Annotated in this window: 18 protein-coding genes and 1 pseudogene; 10 read left to right on the forward strand and 9 right to left on the reverse strand. The window is 68.7% G+C overall.

Annotated features, from left to right (window positions below):
* Positions 1 to 44 precede the first annotated feature (44 nt).
* Positions 45 to 1751 (forward strand): 2-isopropylmalate synthase, encoded by a 1707-nt coding sequence (gene leuA / locus AB0I38_RS06770; protein ID WP_358463077.1) that lies wholly within the window; start codon positions 45 to 47, stop codon positions 1749 to 1751.
* Between the two features lie 140 nt (positions 1752 to 1891).
* Here the strand turns inward: leuA and AB0I38_RS06775 are convergent, their stop codons facing one another.
* From AB0I38_RS06775 to AB0I38_RS06795, 5 genes and pseudogenes are all read right to left on the reverse strand, one after another.
* Positions 1892 to 2194, reverse strand: a complete 303-nt coding sequence (locus AB0I38_RS06775) for a hypothetical protein (RefSeq protein WP_358463080.1) — start codon at positions 2192 to 2194, stop codon at positions 1892 to 1894.
* Between the two features lie 284 nt (positions 2195 to 2478).
* A complete protein-coding gene (locus AB0I38_RS06780; protein WP_358463082.1) occupies positions 2479 to 4686 on the reverse strand; it encodes a hypothetical protein in 2208 nt (735 codons plus the stop codon).
* On the reverse strand, positions 4683 to 4925 hold the full coding sequence (locus AB0I38_RS06785) for a hypothetical protein (protein WP_358463085.1): 243 nt from the start codon (positions 4923 to 4925) through the stop codon (positions 4683 to 4685). The genes AB0I38_RS06780 and AB0I38_RS06785 overlap by 4 nt, the downstream gene beginning before the upstream one ends.
* A 707-nt stretch (positions 4926 to 5632) precedes the next feature.
* Positions 5633 to 5845, reverse strand: coding sequence for a DUF397 domain-containing protein (locus AB0I38_RS06790; protein WP_358463088.1), 213 nt, complete (start codon positions 5843 to 5845; stop codon positions 5633 to 5635).
* Positions 5833 to 6655: pseudogene (locus AB0I38_RS06795) on the reverse strand (helix-turn-helix domain-containing protein). Before AB0I38_RS06795 ends, AB0I38_RS06790 begins: the two are co-directional and overlap by 13 nt.
* A 148-nt stretch (positions 6656 to 6803) precedes the next feature.
* Between AB0I38_RS06795 and AB0I38_RS06800 the strand changes: the two are divergent.
* The 4 genes from AB0I38_RS06800 (at position 6804) to AB0I38_RS06815 (ending at position 11999) form a co-directional block, all read left to right on the forward strand.
* Positions 6804 to 7280 (forward strand): ATP-binding protein, encoded by a 477-nt coding sequence (locus AB0I38_RS06800; protein WP_358463091.1) that lies wholly within the window; start codon positions 6804 to 6806, stop codon positions 7278 to 7280.
* Positions 7281 to 7655: 375 nt separating this feature from the next.
* Positions 7656 to 9035, forward strand: coding sequence for an MFS transporter (locus AB0I38_RS06805; protein ID WP_358463094.1), 1380 nt, complete (start codon positions 7656 to 7658; stop codon positions 9033 to 9035).
* A complete protein-coding gene (locus AB0I38_RS06810; protein WP_358463097.1) occupies positions 9032 to 11398 on the forward strand; it encodes a PEP/pyruvate-binding domain-containing protein in 2367 nt (788 codons plus the stop codon). The genes AB0I38_RS06805 and AB0I38_RS06810 overlap by 4 nt, the downstream gene beginning before the upstream one ends.
* A gap of 10 nt (positions 11399 to 11408) precedes the next feature.
* On the forward strand, positions 11409 to 11999 hold the full coding sequence (locus AB0I38_RS06815; RefSeq protein ID WP_358463100.1) for a TetR/AcrR family transcriptional regulator: 591 nt from the start codon (positions 11409 to 11411) through the stop codon (positions 11997 to 11999).
* Between the two features lie 66 nt (positions 12000 to 12065).
* Here AB0I38_RS06815 and AB0I38_RS06820 read toward each other — a convergent pair whose 3' ends face one another.
* Entirely contained in the window at positions 12066 to 12764 is a 699-nt protein-coding gene (locus AB0I38_RS06820; RefSeq protein ID WP_358463103.1) for a TetR/AcrR family transcriptional regulator, read from the reverse strand.
* Positions 12765 to 12877: 113 nt separating this feature from the next.
* Here AB0I38_RS06820 and AB0I38_RS06825 point away from each other — a divergent pair, with 113 nt between their 5' ends.
* Genes AB0I38_RS06825 through AB0I38_RS06835 form a run of 3 tightly spaced genes read left to right on the forward strand, consistent with a single transcriptional unit; the run spans position 12878 to position 15068 of the window.
* On the forward strand, positions 12878 to 13231 hold the full coding sequence (locus tag AB0I38_RS06825) for a YrdB family protein (RefSeq protein ID WP_358463106.1): 354 nt from the start codon (positions 12878 to 12880) through the stop codon (positions 13229 to 13231).
* A 2-nt stretch (positions 13232 to 13233) separates the two neighbouring features.
* Positions 13234 to 14145, forward strand: coding sequence for an NAD-dependent epimerase/dehydratase family protein (locus tag AB0I38_RS06830; RefSeq protein WP_358463109.1), 912 nt, complete (start codon positions 13234 to 13236; stop codon positions 14143 to 14145).
* Positions 14142 to 15068: a Gfo/Idh/MocA family protein gene (locus tag AB0I38_RS06835; RefSeq protein WP_358463112.1), complete on the forward strand. Its 927-nt coding sequence runs from the start codon at positions 14142 to 14144 to the stop codon at positions 15066 to 15068. The genes AB0I38_RS06830 and AB0I38_RS06835 overlap by 4 nt, the downstream gene beginning before the upstream one ends.
* Here AB0I38_RS06835 and AB0I38_RS06840 read toward each other — a convergent pair.
* Both AB0I38_RS06840 and AB0I38_RS06845 read right to left on the reverse strand, forming a co-directional pair.
* Complete coding sequence (locus AB0I38_RS06840) at positions 15013 to 15837, reverse strand: trypsin-like serine peptidase (protein WP_358463115.1); 825 nt, start codon at positions 15835 to 15837, stop codon at positions 15013 to 15015. The genes AB0I38_RS06835 and AB0I38_RS06840 overlap by 56 nt on opposite strands.
* 357 nt (positions 15838 to 16194) lie before the next feature.
* A complete protein-coding gene (locus AB0I38_RS06845) occupies positions 16195 to 16656 on the reverse strand; it encodes a hypothetical protein (RefSeq protein ID WP_358463118.1) in 462 nt (153 codons plus the stop codon).
* A 96-nt stretch (positions 16657 to 16752) separates the two neighbouring features.
* Here AB0I38_RS06845 and AB0I38_RS06850 point away from each other — a divergent pair, with 96 nt between their 5' ends.
* Positions 16753 to 17439, forward strand: a complete 687-nt coding sequence (locus AB0I38_RS06850) for a TetR/AcrR family transcriptional regulator (protein WP_358463121.1) — start codon at positions 16753 to 16755, stop codon at positions 17437 to 17439.
* Positions 17440 to 17697: 258 nt separating this feature from the next.
* Here the strand turns inward: AB0I38_RS06850 and AB0I38_RS06855 are convergent, their stop codons facing one another.
* Entirely contained in the window at positions 17698 to 18975 is a 1278-nt protein-coding gene (locus AB0I38_RS06855) for a Glu/Leu/Phe/Val family dehydrogenase (protein ID WP_358463124.1), read from the reverse strand.
* A gap of 242 nt (positions 18976 to 19217) precedes the next feature.
* On the opposite strand from AB0I38_RS06855, the gene AB0I38_RS06860 reads away from it, so the two are divergent.
* Positions 19218 to 20765: an alkaline phosphatase D family protein gene (locus AB0I38_RS06860; protein WP_358463126.1), complete on the forward strand. Its 1548-nt coding sequence runs from the start codon at positions 19218 to 19220 to the stop codon at positions 20763 to 20765.
* Positions 20766 to 20816: the final 51 nt, after the last annotated feature.

Raw genomic sequence — 20816 nt, forward strand, 5'->3', positions numbered from 1 at the left:
ATGCGCGTCGGCCGTTCTTCATCGACCGACGAGGAGCCCCAGAGATGACCGCTCAGCAGCCCAGTTCCATGCCTTACCAGCGCTATCAGCCGTTCGAGCCGATCCGCCTGACCGACCGCACCTGGCCCGACCAGGTGATCACCAAGGCGCCCCGCTGGTGCGCGGTCGACCTTCGTGACGGCAACCAGGCACTGATCGACCCGATGGACTCCCACCGCAAGCTGCAGATGTTCGAGCTGCTGGTGCGGATGGGCTACAAGGAGATCGAGGTGGGCTTCCCGGCCGCCTCACAGACCGACTTCGACTTCGTCCGGCAGATCATCGAAGAGGACCGCATCCCCGATGACGTGGTCATCCAGGTGCTGACCCAGGCCCGGCCCGAGCTGATCGAGCGTACCTTCGAGTCGATCCAGGGCGCCAAGCAGGCGATCGTCCACCTCTACAACTCGACCTCGACCCTGCAGCGCCGCGTCGTGTTCGGGCTGGACAAGGAGGGCATCACCGCCATCGCGGTCGAGGGCGCCAAGCTGGTCAAGAAGCTCGCCGACGCGACCGACGTGGACGTACGGTTCCAGTATTCTCCCGAGTCGTTCACCGGCACCGAGCTGGAGTACGCCGTCGAGGTGTGCGACGCGGTCAACGACGTGTGGCAGCCCACGCCCGAGCGCAAGGTCATCGTCAACCTGCCCGCCACCGTCGAGATGGCCACGCCCAACATCTACGCCGACCAGATCGAGTGGATGCACCGCAACCTCAGGCACCGCGACTCGATCATCCTGTCGCTGCACCCGCACAACGACCGCGGCAGCGCCGTGGCCGCGGCCGAGCTGGGCTACATGGCCGGGGCCGACCGCATCGAGGGCTGCCTGTTCGGCAACGGCGAGCGCACCGGCAACGTCTGCCTGGTCACGCTCGGCATGAACCTGTTCTCCCAGGGCGTCGACCCTGAGATCGACTTCAGTGACATCGACGAGATCCGCCGCGTCACCGAATACTGCACCCAGCTGCCCGTGCACCCGCGCCACCCGTGGGGCGGCGAACTGGTCTACACCGCCTTCTCCGGCTCCCACCAGGACGCCATCAAGAAGGGCTTCGAACACCTGGAGCGCGACGCCCACGAGGCGGGCCTGCCGGTCGACGACTTCACCTGGGCCGTCCCCTACCTGCCGATCGACCCGAAGGACATCGGCCGCACCTACGAGGCGGTCATCCGGGTCAACAGCCAGTCGGGCAAGGGCGGGGTCGCCTACATCATGAAGTCCGATCACCAGCTCGACCTGCCTCGCCGACTGCAGATCGAGTTCTCGAAGGTGGTGCAGGCCCACACCGACACCGAGGGCGGCGAGATCAGCCCGGCCACGATGTTCGCCATCTTTCAGGACGAATACCTGCCCAACCCGGCCAACCGCTGGGGTCGGCTGAGCCTGATGGCCCACCGCCACGAGTCCACGGTCGACGACAAGGACCGCATCAGCGCCGACGTACGCCTCAACGGTGAGATCCGCGAGGTGGAGGGCATCGGCAACGGCCCGATCTCGGCGTTCATCGACGCCATCTCCAGGGTCGGTTTCCAGGTGCGGGTGCTCGACTACGTGGAGCACGCGATGAGCGCGGGCAGCGACGCCAAGGCCGCCTCCTACCTGGAGTGCGACATCAACGGCCAGGTGCTCTGGGGGGTCGGCATCGACGCCAACACCACCACGGCCTCGCTCAAGGCCATCATCTCCGCGATCAACCGCGTACCCCGCTGACCGCCCTGCTCCACCGCCGGGCCCTGCACGATCTGCGGGGCCGGCACCTGGGGTGCGCCCACAAGGCCACGCCCCCAACCACTTGACCGCCTTCCCGTGATCACGGGGCGAGGCGGTCGAAGTCGTTTCGGCTGGGCTCTCTACGTGCCGGGCGTGCAGTCGTACAGCTCGCCGTAGCGTTTCTGGGCGATGCGCATGAGCTCGATCAGATCCTTGATCCCATCTCTGCCTTTGGCGACCTGGGATAGGTAGAGGGTGAGCAGTTGCTCTTTGCCGTCGCAGGGGAACTTCGCGACAACTCGGTACGGCTGGTCGGCGAATGGTGTATTCGGAAGGTATGCGGCTAGGCCGTAACCAAGGTCGGCAGGGAGCGTGACTCCGCCGTGCCGGCTGTAAACCTGACGTCTGTCATCAAGAACGAAGTCCAGCTGCTCACGGGGCATGTCGTCCCCCTCCTGCAGCCACCTCACCTCCAGAGGTCGAGGAGTCGTATCCGGTGCCCAGCAGTTGCCGTCCCATTGACTGCCGTCCGTTTTCTCAGCGAGAGGTCCGGTCGCTCCACTGACCAAGCGAAACGCTTGCTCGGGGATCAGTTCGCATATGTATGGCGCGGACTCCACGATTGGCTGGTGGACCGGCGCTGACGTGGGAGCGATGTCGCTCTCTGGGGTGCAAGCTGCGGTGAGCAACACGAGAGTAGTAAGCACAACAAGCAGACGAGGACGCCTCATGTGCCACCCCCGATAGAGGCTGGGATCTGGAGGTCGAGATAGTCGTCTACCTCACTGGTCCTGCGGAAGGTGCTCATGAAGCGATCTAGTAGGTCGTCACTTCCTCCGGTTTCCCGAGCCCACACGAGGAACGCGCTGTATTCCTGCGATGTCATCTCGGCGAAGGGTTTGAGGATCGGTGGGGTCCCAGATGTGAATGCCAACTTGCCCAGGCTGAATTCGTCCAACAGGCCCTTGTTCAGCATGGCTGTGGCGAGCATCTGCTCCGCCAGCCTCTCCACTGCGAGCCGGTTGTTCGCCAGCATCCGGTGTGTCTCGTCCAGCCCCTGCCCGTGTTCGGACATCTGCCGGGCGACCTGTTTGGCGACCTCGTCGTACGCGGCTCCGGCCATTTTCTCGTAATGCGTGCTGACCAGGTTGCCGAAGGATCCGGTTGCCAGCTCGCCAATCTGTTTGGCCCCCGGCACGGGGAGCAGACCGATCGCGTCGCGCACCATGGTTTTCAACGACTCGTCCACCTTCTTGACGTTCAGCCCCTGGGCGATCAGCACTTGGCGGCGGATCTCCACGATGTGGCTGAAGGGACGTGCCTCCGCCACGGTCCGGTCTATCAGGAACTGTTTGATATCGGCCTTGTCGACCCGGCCATCCTCGTCAAAGTCGAACTTCTTTACGTCAGCCTTCGTGAAACCGAGCCGCTCGGCGTTGGACGCGGTCAAGCCCACTGGAGCTACGGTGTCGAGCGCGGCTCGCATGTGTTCGGTCTGTGCTTTCACCAGCGCCTCGAAGCCGGCGTCGTGGGAGGTGGCCAGCACCAGCGCGTAGGACATGTCCTGGGCTGCGACCTTGCCGAAGGTCGCATGGTTCAGGAGGAGCCGGGAGAGCTGGTCGATGTTGGCGGAGATCGCGCGGGCCACGGGGTAACTCAGGGGCGCGAGACGGTCAAATGCTTCTCGGTCCCTGATCTCCAGGTTGCCGTCGTCGGCCTTGCCGAAGGCGCCGCGGACCTCGTCGGCGACGATTTTGGTCAGTTCGGCGGCCAGTTTCTGGGAGGTGGCGTCCTGGCCGGTCGTCGCGGTTACCAGCATGTCGTTGAACGGCGCGTGGTCCTTCAGGTAGAGGGAAGCGCCCCACCGGGTCGTGAGCAGATAGTCCAGCACGGACTCCTTCCAACCGGCCGGGGTGTGGTCCAGCAGGGTGTGGGACGCCTCCCGGCTGGACTTCGCCGCGTGGAACAGGTCGTCCACCACTGACGATCCGCCCTTCGCGCCTGGAACACCGGCTTGCGTCCCCGGTCTCAGTTGAGTGCCGAGGCCGAGTGCGCCGGCCAGGTCGATGATGGGGATTTGGGCACTCGCGAAGGTGCGGCCCAGCGGGTCCTTGCCGGCCGCCCATTGGTCCTTCCGCTGCTCGTGCTCATAGGCGATCACGTCGCGCCCGATGACCTCCATGAACGCCTTCGGGAACGGTGTCTTCCCATCGTGGGCCCGCCAGATGAGCGCCTGGGCCTGGTAGCCCGAGTACGTCGTGTCGCCGGACTTGTGCTCGGCCCGGCCCTCCTTCGTCAGGTCCTTGAGGAAGTCGGCGCCCATGTACGCCGAATCCTTCGGGTTGGTTCCTTTGGCCAAGGCGGTGGCCAGCATGCTGAGGACCTTCTGACCGGACGTGGAGAGCCGGCCCACGCGGTCGGAGTCTTCACGGTTCATGGCATCGCGCAACTGCGTGGCGAACGAGCCGGGCAACCGCGTCACGCCTCGGGCGCCCAGTGTTCCCAGGAACGTCTTGACGAACTCGGCGTCCCCGGTGCGTGACGCGTACTTCTGCAGCTCTGCCAGCGCCTTGGTATCCCCGTCGGCGGCCTTCAGCGCGGCGCGACCCGCCAGCGTCCCGTCCAGTAGTCCCTTCGCGATCTCCAGCCGGTCAGGCATCTCCAGGAAGCTTCCGGCGGGTGTGCTCCTCCCGAAGGTGACCTTCTGTCGCTGCAACTCGTGCACCAGTCGCTGGCGCCGCCGCAGGTCCTCGGCCTGCGTGGTGACCCGTTCGGCCAGCTCCCGCAGGCGCGTCGCCGGAGCGGTGTCGAGTCCGGCGCGCTGCAACTCGCCGTACAGGGTCTGCGCCAGCTCTTCCAGTCGCCCGGCGGCCTGGGCGTGCCTGCCTGTCATCGTGTCGAACTCAGGCTGTTTGACCCCGCTGAACTCTGTCATGACCTGTCCGGAAGCGATGCCAGCTGTTGCTTCGCGCTGTGTAGGGCCTGGGTGAGCATGTCGCGCAGCTCCCGCTGGTCGGCGTGGACCTGGGCGTCGAACCGGGCGCCCGTCGGCCCCACCCACGTGTCGTTCTCCATCAGGCGGCAGGAAGGGTCGAGCGCCCACCAATGCTCGTCCGACAGCCGCTGGATCCGCTCCGCCACGGCCCGCATCGCCTCGCGATCGACGTTAGCCACGATGATTCCTCGCATGGCTCGTTGCACAAGAACCGGATCAGGAGGCGGCGTCCCCCACGGGCTCACACGGTATGCAACATCACGTCAACAAACAAGCTGAAACTCAGTGAAAGTATGGAGCGCGTTCCGAGTACGTGTGCATTGGTCTGTTTGTCTGACTATGGGGATGACTTCGGCTCCCCTTAACAAGGGGAGATGGTGTGCTGGCGAGTGAGAATTGACGGTGATCTGCGAGTCTTCTCCCACCCAAAATGAAACCTGTCGGATGCGTGTTGAACATCAACTGAAACGGCTGGGATGGGAACGGGGGGCAGAGGGGCGGCGAGTGCGCCATCGCGGACAGGAGATCCCGGCCGCCGGGAGCAAGATCAAGGGTGCCAACTGCGCCGGTCACGTGCTGAACATCGTCCGGGTCGACTCGTCGCCATAGTGGCGGAGGTCAAGCGGACAGCCATCGCCGATGATGGTGCTGAGCAGGCCAAGGTCAAGGCCATCAGGACAGGGGAAGATCGCGCAGCGCTGGTCGCCTGTGCCCGGCTGAAGCGACGAGTGATCGACAGGAAACCGTTGCGGAACTCTTGCGGATATCGCTGTTGAACGCCGCATTCCGCTGGTTGTTCTCATGCCTTACGGCGGATGTGCGCGCTTGTGGCGTCTTACGGATAACTCGCCAAGAGGGTGGAAAGCCCCCTGTCGAGGCGTATTGATCAGTCGAACTCGCCGTTCTTTACGCCGTCGATGAAGGCGTTCCACTCGCCCGGAGTGAAGATCAGGGCTGGGCCCGTGGGATTCTTGCTGTCGCGGACGCCTCGGCGCCCCCCAGACAGTTCGGCGACCTCAATGCAGTTGCCCCCGTTGCTGCCCGAGTAGGAAGACTTGATCCACATCGCTGCCCGTAGCTCCAGGGTCAACTCGTCCATCGCTGCATTGTCTCCTTGATCAGATTCATGGATTCGCGCTGGGACAGTGCTTCGGAGCGAATCCCCTCATATCTGAATGCTAGGGTCCTGACGCTCTCAGTCCAGTCGGTTACCTGGGCGTTGGAAGCAGCTTCAACGTATGCCGTGTCGGGGGTGCCGTGTGCTTGTGCGATGGCGAAACCCCCTAGCAGCCCGGTGGTGGAGTAGGCACTGAGAGGGAGAACCTGGATGGTGATCCGGGGGGCTTGTCCGACTTCCAGAAGGCGCGAGTTGCGCCGTCATCACAGCGGAATCGCCGATCGGGCGATGCAGGACTCCCTCGTCGAGCACCGCCCAGAGCATGGGGGGTTTGGGTCGCCGGAGGATCGACTGGCGCTCCATGCGGGCGGTCACATGTTCCTCGACCTCTTCCGGGGCTACGCCGGGCTCGCCGCTCAGCACGGCCCGCGCGTAGTCCTCGGTCTGGAGCAGGCCGGGCACGACCAGTGGCTCCCAGGTGCGGATCGCCTCCGCCGTGGCCTCCACGTCGAGCCAGGGCCGAAACCATGGCGGAGCCGATGCGTGGCTGACCATCGGCCAGAGCCGCATCAGCGCCCCCTCCGCCTCCAGCGCTTCGTCGCAGTGGCGGGCGAACTCCTCCGTCGGTGACCGCCTGGCCGTCTCGATCATGCTGATCGTGCCGACGGAGTAGGACACCGCCTTCGACAGGCGGATCTGGGACCAGCCCCGGGCCTTGCGGTGTCGCCGTAGCTCGAAGCCGAAGAGCGCGGTCGGCGAGTCGGCGGGGCACAGCTCGCTCTCCTTTGGCATCTGACCTCCCGGGGGATCGCCGCCGTTTCAACGAAGCTTTCACCGAAACGGTTGATGGCGTAGCGAAGTCAATCGACTACCAAGTGTAGCCGCGGGTTGGGATGGTTGAAGGGTCGATGGGGGCTGAGATCTTCGAGTAGGTGAAGCCATGAAAGCAGTGAGCGCGGAGCCGAGGGTCATGGGTTCGATCCAGCTGGCGGGCATTCGCGAGTCCGTCTCGCATGCTCGCTCCGAGGTGCGCAGATGGCTCGGGGAGGATCATCCCGCGGTCGACGATGCCGTGCTGGCGGCGTCCGAGCTCGTGACGAACGCGCTCCGGCACTCCGACGCCAGGCCGTACGACCTCATCGGCCTCACCGTGACCGCGACGGAGGAGACCGTGTATGTGGAGGTGCGTGACCCCGGGGCCGCGTTCTCCGGGCCGCACCTCCGGCAGGAGCCGGAGGCGGAGGACGGTCGTGGCCTGCTGATCGTCCGTGAGATCTCCCAGGAGTGGGGGACCCGTGAACACGGCCGTGGGCTGGGCCGTACCGTCTGGTGCGCCATCCGGGCGGCCCCTTGTCCCCCTGACTCGTCCGCTGCCGAACCGGTCTCCGGGGCGGTCGGCGGACGCGGCCCTGGCTGAGCAGCGCGGTCAGTCAGGGCCAGGCGGCTCCGCCTTCTCGTGGAGGGGGAGCGGCGGAGCCGCCACCAGAGCGTCCGGCCGGGATCTTCCCCCGTAGTCCAGGGCCGGGCACGGCCCCCGAAGAGCGCGCCACCCACCTCTTCGGGGGCCATCTCCACGGCCGGGCGCGCCTTTTGTGCCGCAGCGGCGCGGCTGGAGCTGTCCGAACAGGTCACGACGCAGGTGCTCGGCCTTGTCGCAGGCCGTACTGGCTCGATGGAGTGTGTTCATCGACGTCATCGGCAGAGGTGGGCTTGGCAGGATTAGTGAACGTTGCGTTTCTTAAGGCGGGGTTCTATGCTCCTTAGAGAACGAATCGTTCTCTAAGGAGCGGTCATGAAGTTCGTCCTCCCCGGACTGCTGCTCGCGATGCTGCTCGGCGCGCTCGACCAGACGATCATGGCGCCCGCCCTCCCGGCCGTGGCGACCGCGCTCGGCGGGCTGGACCAGATGCCCGCCGTGATCACCGCCTACCTGGTCGCCGCCACCGTGGTGATGCCCGTCTACGGCAAGCTCGGCGACCGTTACGGGCGCAAGCCGATGATGCAGGCGGCGATCGTCATCTTCGTCACCGGCGCCGTGCTGTGCGCGCTGGCCGGGTCGATGTCGCAGTTCGTCGCGTTCCGCGCGCTGCAGGGCGTCGGCGGCGGCGGGCTGATGATCGGCGCGCAGGCGATCGTCGGCGAGCTGGTCAGCCCCCGCGAGCGTGGCCGCTACCTGGGACTCATCGGCGCCGCCTATGTCGTCGCGGCCGTCGGCGGGCCGCTGCTCGGCGGGTTCATCGTTGACCGGTTCGACTGGCGGTGGATCTTCGCCGTCTACCCGCCGCTCGGGCTGATCGCGCTGGTGCTGCTGACGGTCACGCTGCGGCTGCCCAAGCCGGTGGGCCGGGCGCCGATCGACGTCGCCGGCGCGCTCACCCTGGCCGTCGCCGTGGTCGGCGTCGTGCTGCTCGGTCAGACCCGCGAGCCCGTCTTCCTGGCCGTGGCACTCGCCGGCGTCGTCGCGTGGCTGGTGAGCGCGAGGTACGCGGCCGACCCGATCCTGCCGCTGCGGCTCTTCCGTGACCGGGCCTTCGCCGTACCCGTGACGATCAGCATGCTCGTCGGATTCGCGCTGTTCGGCACCGTCTCGTACATGCCGGCCTACCTGCAGATCGCGCTGCGCTCCACAGCCACCCAGGCCGGGCTGCTGGTCACGGCGTTGATGGCCGGCGTGCTGATCACCACCATCGTCTCCGGCCGGCTCATCACCAGGACCGGCCGCTACAAGCCCTACCCGGTGGCGGGCACCGCCGTGGCCGCGCTCGGCCTGGCCCTGCTGCCCTTCGCCGGCGGCGCCGCGGCGTTCGCGGCCGTGATGCTGCTGATCGGGCTCGGCATCGGGCTCGTCATGCAGGTCATGGTGCTGGCCGCGCAGAACGCCGTCGAGTACGCCGACCTCGGCACCGCCACGTCGTCGGTGACGTTCATGCGCCAGATCGGCGCCTCGGCCGGGGTCGCGCTCGCCGGGGCGCTGATCACCTGGCGGTTCGCGGGCGACATCCCCGTGGCCGGGCCGGCCGACCTGCCCGACGGCGTGCGGGCCGCGTTCGCCGAGGCCGTGCCGCCCGTCCTCGGAGGCATGGCGCCGCTGCTCGCCGTGGCCTTCGTCCTCGCGCTGGTCCTGCCGGCGCGTCCTCTGCGCACCACCGCCTATGTCGAGGAGAGAGCATGACACTCGTCGCGCCCCTGCGGGCGTTCGGCCGTGACGACCTGGCCCAGGCCGGCGGCAAGGGGGCCAACCTCGGAGAGCTGGTCCGCGAGGGGTTCCCCGTCCCCGACGGCTTCGTGATCACGACCGCCGCCTATGACCTGGTCGCCGGCGGGCACGACACGCGCGCGCACTTCGAGCGGGTGGAGTTGCCCGCCGAACTGCGCGAGGCCATCGCCACGGGCTACGCGGCGCTCGGCGGCGGCCCGGTCGCCGTCCGCTCCAGCGCCACCGCCGAGGACCTGCCCGGCGCCGCGTTCGCCGGCCAGCAGGACACCTACCTCAACGTCGTGGGGGATGAGGCCCTGGCCGACGCCGTACGCCGGTGCTGGGGGTCGTTGTGGGGAGAGAGGGCCGTGGCCTACCGGCATAGGCTCGGCATCGACTCGGACGAGGTGCGCATCGCGGTGGTCGTGCAGCGCATGGTCGAGGCGGAGACGGCCGGCGTGCTGTTCACCGCCGACCCGGTCACGGGCGACCGCGCGCGCATCGTGGTCGACGCGAGCAGCGGGCTGGGTGAGGCCGTCGTCTCCGGTCTCGTCACCCCCGACCACTACGTGCTCGACGCCGCCGGCGAGGTCACCGCGTACACGCCGGGCCGGCGCGAGGTGGTCATCCGCGGCGCGGCGGGTGGCGGCGTCGTCCGCGAGAGCGGCGCCGACGCGTCCGGCGAGCGGCTGCCCGGCGAGGCGCTGCGCGAGCTGGCCCGCCTCGCCGGCGAGGTCGCCGGTCACTTCGGCAGGCCGCAGGACATCGAGTGGGCCTATGCCGGCGGCCGGGTCATGCTGCTGCAGGCCCGTCCCATGACCGCGCTCCCGCCGCCGCCGCTGGGACGGCTCAACCCGGTGCGGCGCAAGCTCGGCGCGATCCTGCTGGAGTACGTGCCGGTGCGGCCCTACCCGATCGACATGTCCACCTGGGTTCCGTACGGCCCTGCCGGGCTGATGGCCAGAGTGACCGGCCACTTCGGCATCAGGGGCGCCTTCGAGGACTTCCTGGTGGAGGAGGAGGGCGTGGTCTACGGGTTGGTGCCGCCGCGCCCCCGTCCGTCGATCCGGATGCTGGGCACGCCGGTGCGGATCCTCCGGCTGGCCAGGCGCCACGACCCCGCCCGGTGGACCGAGGACCCGCGCTTTCGCACCTTCGTCGCGGCGACCGAGGAACTGGAGTCCCGCGACCTGGCCGCGCTGGCGTGGCCGGAGCTGGTCCGGATCCCCAGGCAGGCCCTTGACCTGGTGCAGCCGGTGGCCGACCTGCGCATCGACTACCTGCCGGGCAGCGGCCTCGCGCTGTTGAGACTGCTCGTGTCGCTCAAGCTGCTCGGGCGCGGGAAGGAGTTCGGCGACCTGATCGCGGGTGCTCGCACCCGCACCTCCGACGCCAACCAGGCGCTGGAGGAACTGGCCGAGGAGGCCCGCCTGACGAACGCACTCGACGCCGACCCACCCCCTGCCGCCTTCGCCGCCAAGCTGCGGGCCTTCCTCGCCGAGTACGGCCACCGCGAGACGGCGAGCCCGCTCCTCGTCACCCCGCCCACCTGGGCCGACGCGCCGGAGACGGTGCTCGGGCTGGTCAGGATGCTCGCGGCCAAGCCGCCTGCTCCCGCCGCCGGCGACGACGCGCTCGAACGGCTGCTCGCCCACCCCCGGCTGCGCCAGGCGGCCCGCCGCACCAGGATGACGCGCCGGGTCCAGGCGGCCCGCGCCGGCGTCGCCTTCCGCGAGGACAGTCACTTCTTCTTCACCGAGCCGCTGCCCGTGCTGCGCCGCTCCCTGGTGGAGATCGGCCGCAGGCTGCGCGACGCGGGCCTGCTCCAGGAGCCGGAGGACGTCTTCCATCTGCGCCTGGAGGAGTTCGAAGGGATCGACGACGTCAAGACGCTGGCCGAGCCCGACCGTGAGCGGTTGCGCGCGACCGTGCTCCGGAGGGCGGCCAAGCGGGAGGAGTTCGCGGGCGTGCGGCTCATCGACCCGGCCGTGATCTTCCCCGCGCGACCGGCGGGTGACGCGCTCGTCGCCGGGACGCCCGCGGGCGGCGGCACCGCCACCGGACCGGTGAAGGTCATCGCGGATCCGGCCGAGTTCGGCCGGCTGACCGAGGGCGACGTGCTCGTCTGCCCCTACACCAACCCGTCGTGGACGCCGCTGTTCCAGCGGGCCGCGGCCGTGGTGGTGGACACGGGCGGCAGTGCCTCGCACGCGGCGATCGTCGCCCGGGAGTACGGCATCCCGGCCGTCATGGGCACCGGCGAGGGGACCTCGGTGCTGGCCGACGGGCAGGTAGTGACCGTCGACGGCGGCACCGGCCTGGTCTCCGCGGCTCCGTAGGATTCGTGGCATGGTCACCGACCACCGCAAGCTGCCCCGCCGTCGCGGTGAGGAGCTCAGCGCCGCCATCTTCCAGGCGACGCTCGACGAGCTCGCCGACGTCGGCTATGCCGGGCTGACCATGGAACGGGTCGCCGAGCGGGCCAGGGCCAGCAAGGCGTCGCTCTACCGGCGCTGGCCCACCCGCATCGAGCTGGTGATGGACGCGGTCTACCACCTGCTGCCCGCCCCGCTCTCGGTGCCCGACACCGGCTCGCTGCGCGGTGACGCCCTGGCCGGGCTGAGACGTACGGCGGAGCTGCTGACCGGACCGGCGGGCGAGGCGCTGCGCGGGCTGCTCGGCGAGGCGCTGGGCGACGAGTCACGCGCCGCCAGGTTCCGGCACAACTCCCAGCGGGCGGGCAGGCGGATGATGGAGGAGATCACCCGCCGGGCGGTCGAGAGAGGCGAGATCGACCGGTCGGCCGTCACCCCGCTCCGCCTGGACGCCGGGCAGGCGCTGCTCAGGCAGCACTTCCTCTTCTCCGGCCCGTCCATCCCCGACGAGCTGGTCGTCGAGATCGTCGACGAGGTGATCGTGCCGTTGTTCGGCTCGCGGTGAGGCGGACGACCCGCGGTGGCGTGGTACGACCCTGTGAGGCGTACGGCTCGTGCTGGGTGGCACGTCCTACCAGGTAAGGCCCATCGTGCCGGCCAGCACCCGCAGCAGGTGGTCGAAGACCGTCTTCCGGTCCTCGATCGTGTTGTCGAACTGGCCGAACACCTCGAAGTTGATCCATCCGTACACAGAGGTCCACGCCATGGTGCCGCGCAGCACCACCTCGCCGGGCACGCCGGGCATGAGCTCGCCGATGTCGGCCGCTTCCGCCACCACGGCGGGCGAAGGAGGGGGACCCAGGTCCGGCAGGGTGATCGCGCTTGCCTGGTAGGCCTCCGCCAGGATGCGGCCGAGCACCGTGACGTCGCGGACCCGGGCGGCGACCGTGTCCTGGGGGGCTTGGTAGCCCGGCACCGGCGAGCCGTACAGGAGTGCGTACTCGTGCGGGTGGCTCACCGCCCAGTCGCGCATCGTGTGGCAGACGCGCAGCCAGCGGTCCAGGAAGTCGCCGGCGGGACAGGCGGCGTCGGCCCGCTCGACCGCCTCGCCGAGAGCGTTGTAGCCGTCGATGATCAACGTGGTCAGCAGGTCATCGCGGCTCGGGAAATATCGGTAGATGGCCGACGAGACCATGCCCATCTCCCGTGCCACGGCCCGCAGGGACAGGCCCCCGGCGCCTTCGGTGGCCAGCTGACGGCGGGCGATGTCGGTGATCTCCCTGGTCAGCTCGGCCCGGACTCGTTCTCTGGCGGTACGGCCGGCTGTCATGCCCCGAACGATACCAGAGCGGCGACATAAAACGAGAGCACCGCTCTTGACGACTATCACTCTCTTGGGAGAGCATTGCTCTCGTAAGCGAACAGTTGTCACCGGAGGTTGAGATGCTCACCGTCGCCAAGGGGGCCAACATGGCCCTGATGTTCTTCCTGGAACTCGGCGTCCTCGCCTCCGTGGGCTACTGGGGCTTCACGCTGAACGGGAGCTGGGGCGTCAAACTGCTCGCCGGACTCGGCGGGGTCGCCCTGTTCGTGGCCGCATGGGCGCTGTTCGGCGCGGGTGGCGGCACCAACGCCGTCTTCCCGGCGACCGGTCTCGCCCGCGCCGTGCTCGAGATCGTCTGGTTCGGCGGTGGGGCGCTCGCCCTCTACGCCGCCGGTCTGACCACCCCGGCCGCCGTCCTCACCGCACTCTTCGTCGTCAACGCGGTCCTCCGCCTCGTCTGGAAGCAGGCTTGATCATGGGTAAGTACGTCGTCGTAGGTTCCGGTCAGGTGGGCACCCATCTGGCGACCAAGCTCCTCGCCCGGGGACACGAGGTCACCGTCGTGACCCGCTCGGGCAGCGGTCCCGCCGGGGCGACCAGAGTGGCGGCCGACGTCGCCGACCAGGCCCGGCTGATCGAGGTCACGAGAGGTGCCGACGCCCTCTACAACTGCGTCAACCCGCAGTATCACCGCTGGCTCACGGACTGGCCGCCGATGGCCGCCTCCTTCCTGGGCGCCGCCGAGGCCACTGGCGCGGTCCTCGTCATCCTGGGCAACCTCTACCCGTACGGCCCGGTCGACGGACCGATGACCGAGGACCTGCCGCTCGCGTCCACCAACCCCAAGTTCCAGGTCAGGGCCAGGATGTGGGCCGACGCGCTGGCCGCGCACGAGGCGGGCAGGATCCGGGTGACCGAGGTGCGCGGCTCCGACTACTTCGGCCCAGGCGCCACCGACCAGTCCTACCTCGGCGACCGGTTCCTCGTCCCGCTCCGCGCGGGCAGGACGATCCAGCTGGTCTGGCCCGCCGACCAGCCGCACAGCTGGACCTACCTGCCCGACGTGGCCCACGCGCTGATCGTGGCCGGCGCCGACGAGCGAGCCTGGGGGCGGCCGTGGCACGTGCCCACCGGCGAGCCGCGTACCTTCCGGGAGATGGGGGAGCGGATGGCCGCCCTGCTGGGCCTGCCCGCGCCTCGCCTGATGCGCCTGCCGTGGCCGGTGGTGCGAGCCGCGGGCCTGTTCTCGCCCATGATCGGCGAGCTGCGGCACACCCGCTACCAGTTCGTCGCGCCGTACGTGCTCGACTCGTCGGCGTTCCAGCGTACGTTCGGCCTCGCGCCGACCCCGCTGGACGAGGCGCTGAAGGCTACGCTCGAGGCGTGAAGATCACCATGATCGGCCTGGGCGACATCGCGGAGAAGGCCTACCTTCCCGTGCTCGCCGCCCAACCCGGCCTTGACCTGCACCTGTGCACCCGCGACAGGCACACGCTCGACCGGCTCGGCGACGCCCACCGCGTCGCGGCCCGGTTCTCGTCCGTGGACGAGGTGATCAAAGCCGGGATCGACGCCGCCTTCGTGCACGCCGCCACGGTCGCTCACCGCGAGCTGGTGGAGCTCCTGCTGGAGGCCGGGGTGCACGTCTACGTCGACAAGCCGATCGCCGACAACCTGGCCGACTGCGAACATCTCGCACAGTTGGCCCGGGTCACGGGCAGGTCGCTGATGACCGGCTTCAACCGGCGTTACGCACCCGGCTACACCGGGCTCGCCGAGCTGCCCCGCCACCTCGTGCTGATGACCAAGCACCGGGCCCACCACCCCGACGTGCCCCGGCGGGCGGTGTTCGACGACTTCATCCACGTGGTCGACACCCTGCGATTTCTAGCCCCCGGCGAGATCACCGGCACCAGGTTCCGCACCCGCGTGCGCGACGGGCTGCTCGAACACATCGTGCTGGAGCTGTCCGGCGACGGGTTCACCGCCATCGGGCTGATGAACCGGGTGAGCGGCGCCGCCGAGGAGACCTGCGAGGTCATGGGCGACGGGGTCAAGCGCCGAGTGGTCAACCTCGGCGACGTGATCGACCACGTGGGCGGCGAGACCCTCACCAGGCGGCCCGACTGGACCCCGGTCGGCAGGCAGCGCGGCATCGAGCAGATCTGCCTGGCCTTCCTCGACGCCGTCCGTGACGGACGCACGATCACCGCCGACGACGCCATGGTCACCCATGCGATCTGCGAGGACATCGTCAGGCAAACCGATGCCGCCGCATCCACCGGTCGGAGCGGGCCAGCATCTGGTTGAACGACCCGCCGCCGAGCCGGGTCAGCACGGTGAAGCCGCTCTGGTCACGCAGCGGGCTGGAGGACGAGACGACGCCGGCCACCCGGTCGCCGTACAACGCGGGCCCGCCGCTGGCCCCCGCCGGGGCATGGCAGTTGCGCGTGACGAGCAGCCCGGGCTCGCGTGAGATGGCCTCGACCGCGTCGCCGACGCAGTGATAGAGCTCGGTGCCCGGGTAGTGCCGGCCGGCCGGGTAGCCGAGCAGCTCCAGGCCGCCGATCGAGGTGCCTCTGCGGGTGCGCAGCGTCCGCAGCCCGCGCCCGGTCACATCCTCCAGCGGGCGCCTGCCCCTGGCCACCCCGACCAGTCCGACGTCGTACGGAAGCAGCTCCGACGAGTACGGCCCGCTCCGCCAGCGATCCGGCACCCACGTCCGCACCGCGCGCCAGGCGCCGAACGGCGGGCGGCCCTCCTCGTAACCGGGCAGGAACGTCACCCGCTTCAGCATTCTGCCCCTGTCGTACAGGCAGTGCGCGGCGGTCAGCACCAGGCTGCGGCTCTTCGACCTGATCACCGAGCCCCCGCACAGCATGGTGCCGCCGGTGACCGGATCGCGCGACAGCAGCACCCCCGTCAGCCGCTGGTCCGAGGTGTGGGGGGCCGCGATCGGCGCGTAGCCCAGCCGGTCGCCACCGGGTGTCAGCACCCGTTGCTCCGGCACGGACCGTAGTGACAGCTCCGAGGCGCCGGTGGGGTCGAGCAGGGCGAGGGACAGCACCAACCTGAGCACGCACCACACTCTAGAGGCGTCATGATCAGCATCCTGACCTGCGACACCTTGGCTTTACCAACCTGTGTACCGGGCGGGTGACGGGTGACGAGGCCGGGCCGGCTGCTTCGTCCGGCATCCGGCGAACGCCGTCATCGAGCATCCCGGACGAGGCTAGGTGGGGCTGATGGGGTGGGTGCAGCTCGTCAGCAGCACGGACGGCGAGTCGGGTGAGGGCGGGTTCGATCCCGACCCGCCGGGACTGTACGGCGATCTCAACGTGCCCTGCGAATTCTTCGGGGTACGGCCGACGCTGTTCGACGGCCCGTCCCGTGACATGCGCGACGACTTGGTCTGGATGGCGTACAGCTTCGTGTGCTACGGCTGTGACGTGGAGGCGATTGGCTGCGCCTTCACCGGCTTGGGGTACCAGCCGACGTACGTGAGCCAGATGCCGATCAGGGCTAGCAGGCCGAAGAAGACGCGCGCGAGAGTCAGCAAGGTGGGGTCGAGCGTGGCGGTCTCGGCGATGTCTTGCACCGCTGAGGTGGTGGCGACCAGCCCGACGCCGCGCAGCAGCACGAACCAGCCGAACACGGAGATGGTGATCGCGGCGGGGCCGCGCCAGTTCCGGTGTCCGCCAATGATCACCAACCCTCCTCCGACCATGACCGCTCCAAGGATCCACGCAATCGCCGGATTTGCGAACAGGCCGTCGATAAGTCCCGTGGCCGTCGGTAAGCGGATCGCGAGGATCGTGGTGAAGATGGCGATGTAGGGGCCGATCACCCGAGCGAACGCCCGGGTCCGCAGATGGGCATCAAAGTCCATGTCTGACATGGAAGAGTCTCCATTCATAAACCGCTGGTCGGTTTATAAATAAGGTACGCTGACGGTCATAACCTGTCAACGGACGTTCGCGAGGTGGAGCAGCGCATGGCCCGTCAAGTCAAACCGGAGGAGTACGCGGCTCGACGTGCTCAGATACTCGCGACCGCTCTTGAGCTGATCCGGGAGAAGGGCTACCAGGAGATGACCATCTCCGATGTGCTGACGACGCTCAGCATCTCCAAGGGCGCCTTTTACCACTACTTCGACTCCAAACGAGCGCTTCTTGACGGCATCGTGGAGATGTTCGCGACCGACTTCAGCGCCGCCGCCCAGCACGTCGTGTCGGACCCAGCGCTCGACGCGATGGCCAAGCTGCGCACCTACCTGCTCTCCGCCCTTGACTGGAAGGCGGAGCGCAGCAGCGAACTGGCGGCGATCGGGCACATGTGGCGGCACGAGGACAACGCGGTGCTCAAGCAGCGCATCAGCCAAGCATCGCAGCGGATCCAGGGTCCGCTGCTGGCCGCGATCATCCGGCAAGGATGCGCGGAGGCAGTGTTCAACGTCACCCACCCCGACGAGGCGGCCCTCATCATCGCCGGCATGGGGCTGCAACTCGGCGACGCTCTCATCGACGCCTTCACCGAACCTGCGGACCGTACCTCTCTGGCGGACCACCGCGCCGTGCTCGTCGAAGCTCATCTTGAGGCCCTCGAGCGCATCCTCGGAGCCACGCCGCGAGCACTGACCGTCCTCACGCCTCAGATCGCAGGTACGTCATTCCCGAGCTGACGAGCAAACGGTTTGATCATGTCTGGAGTGTGCGTCAGGTGTCCTGTTCCAGAACGAGACTTTCGCCGCGGGCTACTGCCAGGGTGGCCGCCGGGATCTGATCTGAACCTGTCGAACGCAGCGATACCCGCGACTCCATCCGTGAGCAAGAACGACAAGAGCGGCCCCATGGTCACAGACGTGATCATGGGGCCGCTGCTTTTTGATCTATTTCGCCAACGGTGTCCTCACGAGCAGGCGGGGGCGCGCGTCAGGCCGTCAGGGGTAGAGGCCGCGCATCTGGTGGGCCTCGGCGACCCGGCCCACGCCGATGACGTGCGCCGCCTGCCGGAGCGTGAGGCCGCGGTCGGCCGCCAGCGACTTCACCTCGCCGTAGGCGCTCTGCATCAGGTCGCGGAGCCGCATCTCGACCTCGGCCGCGCTCCAGGAGTAGGCCTGCATGTTCTGCACCCACTCCAGGTAGGACACGATGACCCCGCCCGCGTTGGCCAGGATGTCGGGCACCACCATCGTGCCGCGATCGGTGAGGATCTCGTCGGCCTCGGGAGTGGTGGGCCCGTTGGCGCCCTCCACGATGAGGCGGGCCTGGATCCGGGGCGCGTTGCCGGCGGTGATCACGCCTTCGAGCGCGGCGGGCACCAGCAGATCGACGTCCAGCTCGAACAGCTCGTCGCGGTCGAGCGCGTCGGCGTGCCGGTAGCCGCGCACGCTGCCCGTCTCGGCGACCCAGGCGCGCAGATCGGCGATGTCGAGACCGCTGCTCGCGTGGACCGCGCCCGACACGTCGGAGACGGCGACCACGGTGCAGCCCGAGTCGGACAGGTACTGGGCGGCCAGCGCGCCCACCTTGCCGAACCCCTGCACCGCGACGGTCACGCCCTCGGGCGAACGGCCGAGCGCGGCCAGGGCCACGATCTGCACGCCGCGCGAGGTCGCCCCCGCCCGGCCGAGCGAGCCGCCCAGCGCCATCGGCTTGCCGGTGACGACGCCGGGCACCGAGTAGCCGGCGTTGACGCTGAAGGTGTCCATGATCCAGGCCATGGTCTGCTCGTCGGTGCCGACGTCGGGAGCCGGGATGTCCTTCTCCGGGCCGATCAGCGGCAGGATCTCGTTGACGTAGCGGCGGGTCAGCCGTTCGAGCTCGCGGGTGGTCAGCGTGTCGGGGGCGACGGCCACGCCGCCCTTGGCGCCGCCGTAGGGGATGCCGACGAGCGCGCATTTCCAGGTCATCCACATCGCGAGCGCGGTGACCTCGTCGAGGTCGGTGCTGGGGTGGAAGCGGATGCCGCCCTTGGCGGGGCCGCGCGAGACGTTGTGCTGGACCCGGAAGCCCTGCACGACGTCCAGCCGGCCGTTCTCGCGGCGGACGGGGACCGAGACGGTCAGCGAGCGGCGGGGAGTGGCGAGCATGAGCCGGAGCCCGTCGTCGAGCCCGAGATGGTCGCTGGCCTGGCCGAGTTGGTGGAGAGCGGAGTCGAGGGCCTGGCGGCCGGGAGTGATCGGAGCCGGCGTCATTGACGGCACCACGAGGGTCATGGGAACGCATCCTCCTGTTTTGGATGCCCAACTACGGGTAAAGCGCCGTTGCTTTAATCCTTTTGGGCGTACTTGTTGTGATCATCTCAAGCGGGGGTCAGTCGTGCACGGCCAGATCGGCGAACACATCGAGACTGATCTGTTTCCGATCAATCCAAGCCGATGATCGATGTGCTGGATACGTGCCACTCTGGCACGCTGATGATCTGGAGTGTGCCGAACTGTCGAATAGAGGGGTGTGCATGGCCGCGCTCGTGATCGGCCCGATGCTGCGTTACGTCGACGCGTCCAGCGCCACGATCTGGGTGGAGACCAGCGACCCGTGTACGGTCGCCGTGCTGGCGGGGGACAGTTCGTGGCGATCGCCCACGTTCGCCGTGCACGGTCACCACTACGCGCTGGTCGACCTGACAGAGCTGCCGGGAGACGTCGACTCCTACGCGGTGGAGCTGGACGGCGAGCGGGTGTGGCCGCTCGAAGGGCGGCCACCGAGCCGCATCCGGCTGATGCCGGCCGAGGGGCCGCGCCGGATGGCGTTCGGGTCGTGCCGCACCAGCGTTCCCCACGACACCGCGCACGTCCTGACCCACGGCGAGGACGTGCTGCGCGCCTTCGGCGGCCGGTTGATGACGGCCGACGAGGAGGACTGGCCCGACCTCCTGGTGCTGCTCGGAGACCAGGTCTACGCCGACAGCCCGTCGCCCGAGATGCTCGACTTCATCCATGAGCGCCGCAGCACCGAGCCCGAGAACGAGATCGCCGACTACGAGGAATACTGCGAGCTCTACCGCCAGGCCTGGAGCGAGCCGGAGATCCGGTGGCTGCTCTCCACGGTGCCGAGCGCGATGATCTTCGACGACCACGACCTGCGTGACGACTGGAACACCTCGCAGACCTGGCGTGAGCAGATGGCCCAGGTCTCCTGGTGGCGCCGCAGGGTGATCTCCGGGCTCGGGGCCTACTGGGTCTACCAGCACCTCGGCAACCTGTCACCGGCCGAGCGAGCCGACGACCCGCTGCTGCGCGCCCTGAAGGAAGGCGACGGCGGCGGCGCGCTCGACGCCTTCGCCGACAAGGCCGACACCGAGCCGAGCAGTAACCGCTGGAGCTACTCCCGCGACCTGGGCCACACCCGGCTGATCATGATCGACACCCGGTGCGCCAGGCAGCTGACCCCGGGAGACCGGCGGATGCTCGACCCGGGGGAGTGGGAGTGGCTGCTGGACGAGGTGGCCAAGCCCGCCGACCGGATCGTGATCGGCTCCTCGATCCCCTTCATGCTGCCCGAGGGCGTCCACTCGGTGCAGAACTGGAACGAGGCCCTGTGCGACGGCGCCTGGGGCAAGGTGGTCCAGCGGCTGTCGGAGAGGTTCAGGCAGTTCGTCGACCTGGAGCACTGGGCGGCCTTCCGCCGCTCCTTCGACGACCTGGCCAGGCTGCTCGTCCGCATCGGCAAGCCGGTGCTGATCCTGTCGGGCGACGTCCACTACTCCTACGTGGCCAGGGCCCGCAACGCGCCCGTCTGGCAGATCGTCTGCTCGCCGATCCGCAACCCGCTCAGCCCGGTGCTCCGCTGGGCCAACGTGATCACGCAGTTCGGCGTCGCCACGGTCATCGGGGGCCTGCTCGCCCGGCTGGCAGGCATCCCGCGGCCGCCGTTCCGCTGGCGGGTGACCGAGGGGCCGTGGTTCCAGAACGCGCTGGCCACGCTCACCTTCCCCGACGAGGCGACCTGGTACGAGTCGTCCGGCAACACCCTCAAACAGATCGACTCCGTACGGCTCCGCTGACCGCCACCGCGGACGGACCGGTCAGGTCCGTCCGCGGCGGCCCCGGCGGTC

It is taken from the genome of Nonomuraea cavernae (genome assembly GCF_040655715.1).
Taxonomy (GTDB): domain Bacteria; phylum Actinomycetota; class Actinomycetes; order Streptosporangiales; family Streptosporangiaceae; genus Nonomuraea; species Nonomuraea cavernae_A.

What these genes read in the sequence shown, in the direction of transcription:
- AB0I38_RS06815 (WP_358463100.1), top strand. Translation starts at nt 11,409, where the DNA reads ATGGTCACCGACCACCGCAAGCTGCCCCGCCGTCGCGGTGAGGAGCTC.
- AB0I38_RS06860 (WP_358463126.1), top strand. Translation starts at nt 19,218, where the DNA reads ATGGCCGCGCTCGTGATCGGCCCGATGCTGCGTTACGTCGACGCGTCC.
- AB0I38_RS06850 (WP_358463121.1), top strand. Translation starts at nt 16,753, where the DNA reads ATGGCCCGTCAAGTCAAACCGGAGGAGTACGCGGCTCGACGTGCTCAG.
- AB0I38_RS06805 (WP_358463094.1), top strand. Translation starts at nt 7,656, where the DNA reads ATGAAGTTCGTCCTCCCCGGACTGCTGCTCGCGATGCTGCTCGGCGCG.
- AB0I38_RS06845 (WP_358463118.1), bottom strand. Translation starts at nt 16,656, where the DNA reads ATGTCAGACATGGACTTTGATGCCCATCTGCGGACCCGGGCGTTCGCT.
- AB0I38_RS06800 (WP_358463091.1), top strand. Translation starts at nt 6,804, where the DNA reads ATGAAAGCAGTGAGCGCGGAGCCGAGGGTCATGGGTTCGATCCAGCTG.
- AB0I38_RS06775 (WP_358463080.1), bottom strand. Translation starts at nt 2,194, where the DNA reads ATGCCCCGTGAGCAGCTGGACTTCGTTCTTGATGACAGACGTCAGGTT.
- AB0I38_RS06810 (WP_358463097.1), top strand. Translation starts at nt 9,032, where the DNA reads ATGACACTCGTCGCGCCCCTGCGGGCGTTCGGCCGTGACGACCTGGCC.
- AB0I38_RS06820 (WP_358463103.1), bottom strand. Translation starts at nt 12,764, where the DNA reads ATGACAGCCGGCCGTACCGCCAGAGAACGAGTCCGGGCCGAGCTGACC.
- AB0I38_RS06780 (WP_358463082.1), bottom strand. Translation starts at nt 4,686, where the DNA reads ATGACAGAGTTCAGCGGGGTCAAACAGCCTGAGTTCGACACGATGACA.
- AB0I38_RS06855 (WP_358463124.1), bottom strand. Translation starts at nt 18,975, where the DNA reads ATGACCCTCGTGGTGCCGTCAATGACGCCGGCTCCGATCACTCCCGGC.
- AB0I38_RS06790 (WP_358463088.1), bottom strand. Translation starts at nt 5,845, where the DNA reads ATGGACGAGTTGACCCTGGAGCTACGGGCAGCGATGTGGATCAAGTCT.
- AB0I38_RS06830 (WP_358463109.1), top strand. Translation starts at nt 13,234, where the DNA reads ATGGGTAAGTACGTCGTCGTAGGTTCCGGTCAGGTGGGCACCCATCTG.
- AB0I38_RS06825 (WP_358463106.1), top strand. Translation starts at nt 12,878, where the DNA reads ATGCTCACCGTCGCCAAGGGGGCCAACATGGCCCTGATGTTCTTCCTG.
- leuA (WP_358463077.1), top strand. Translation starts at nt 45, where the DNA reads ATGACCGCTCAGCAGCCCAGTTCCATGCCTTACCAGCGCTATCAGCCG.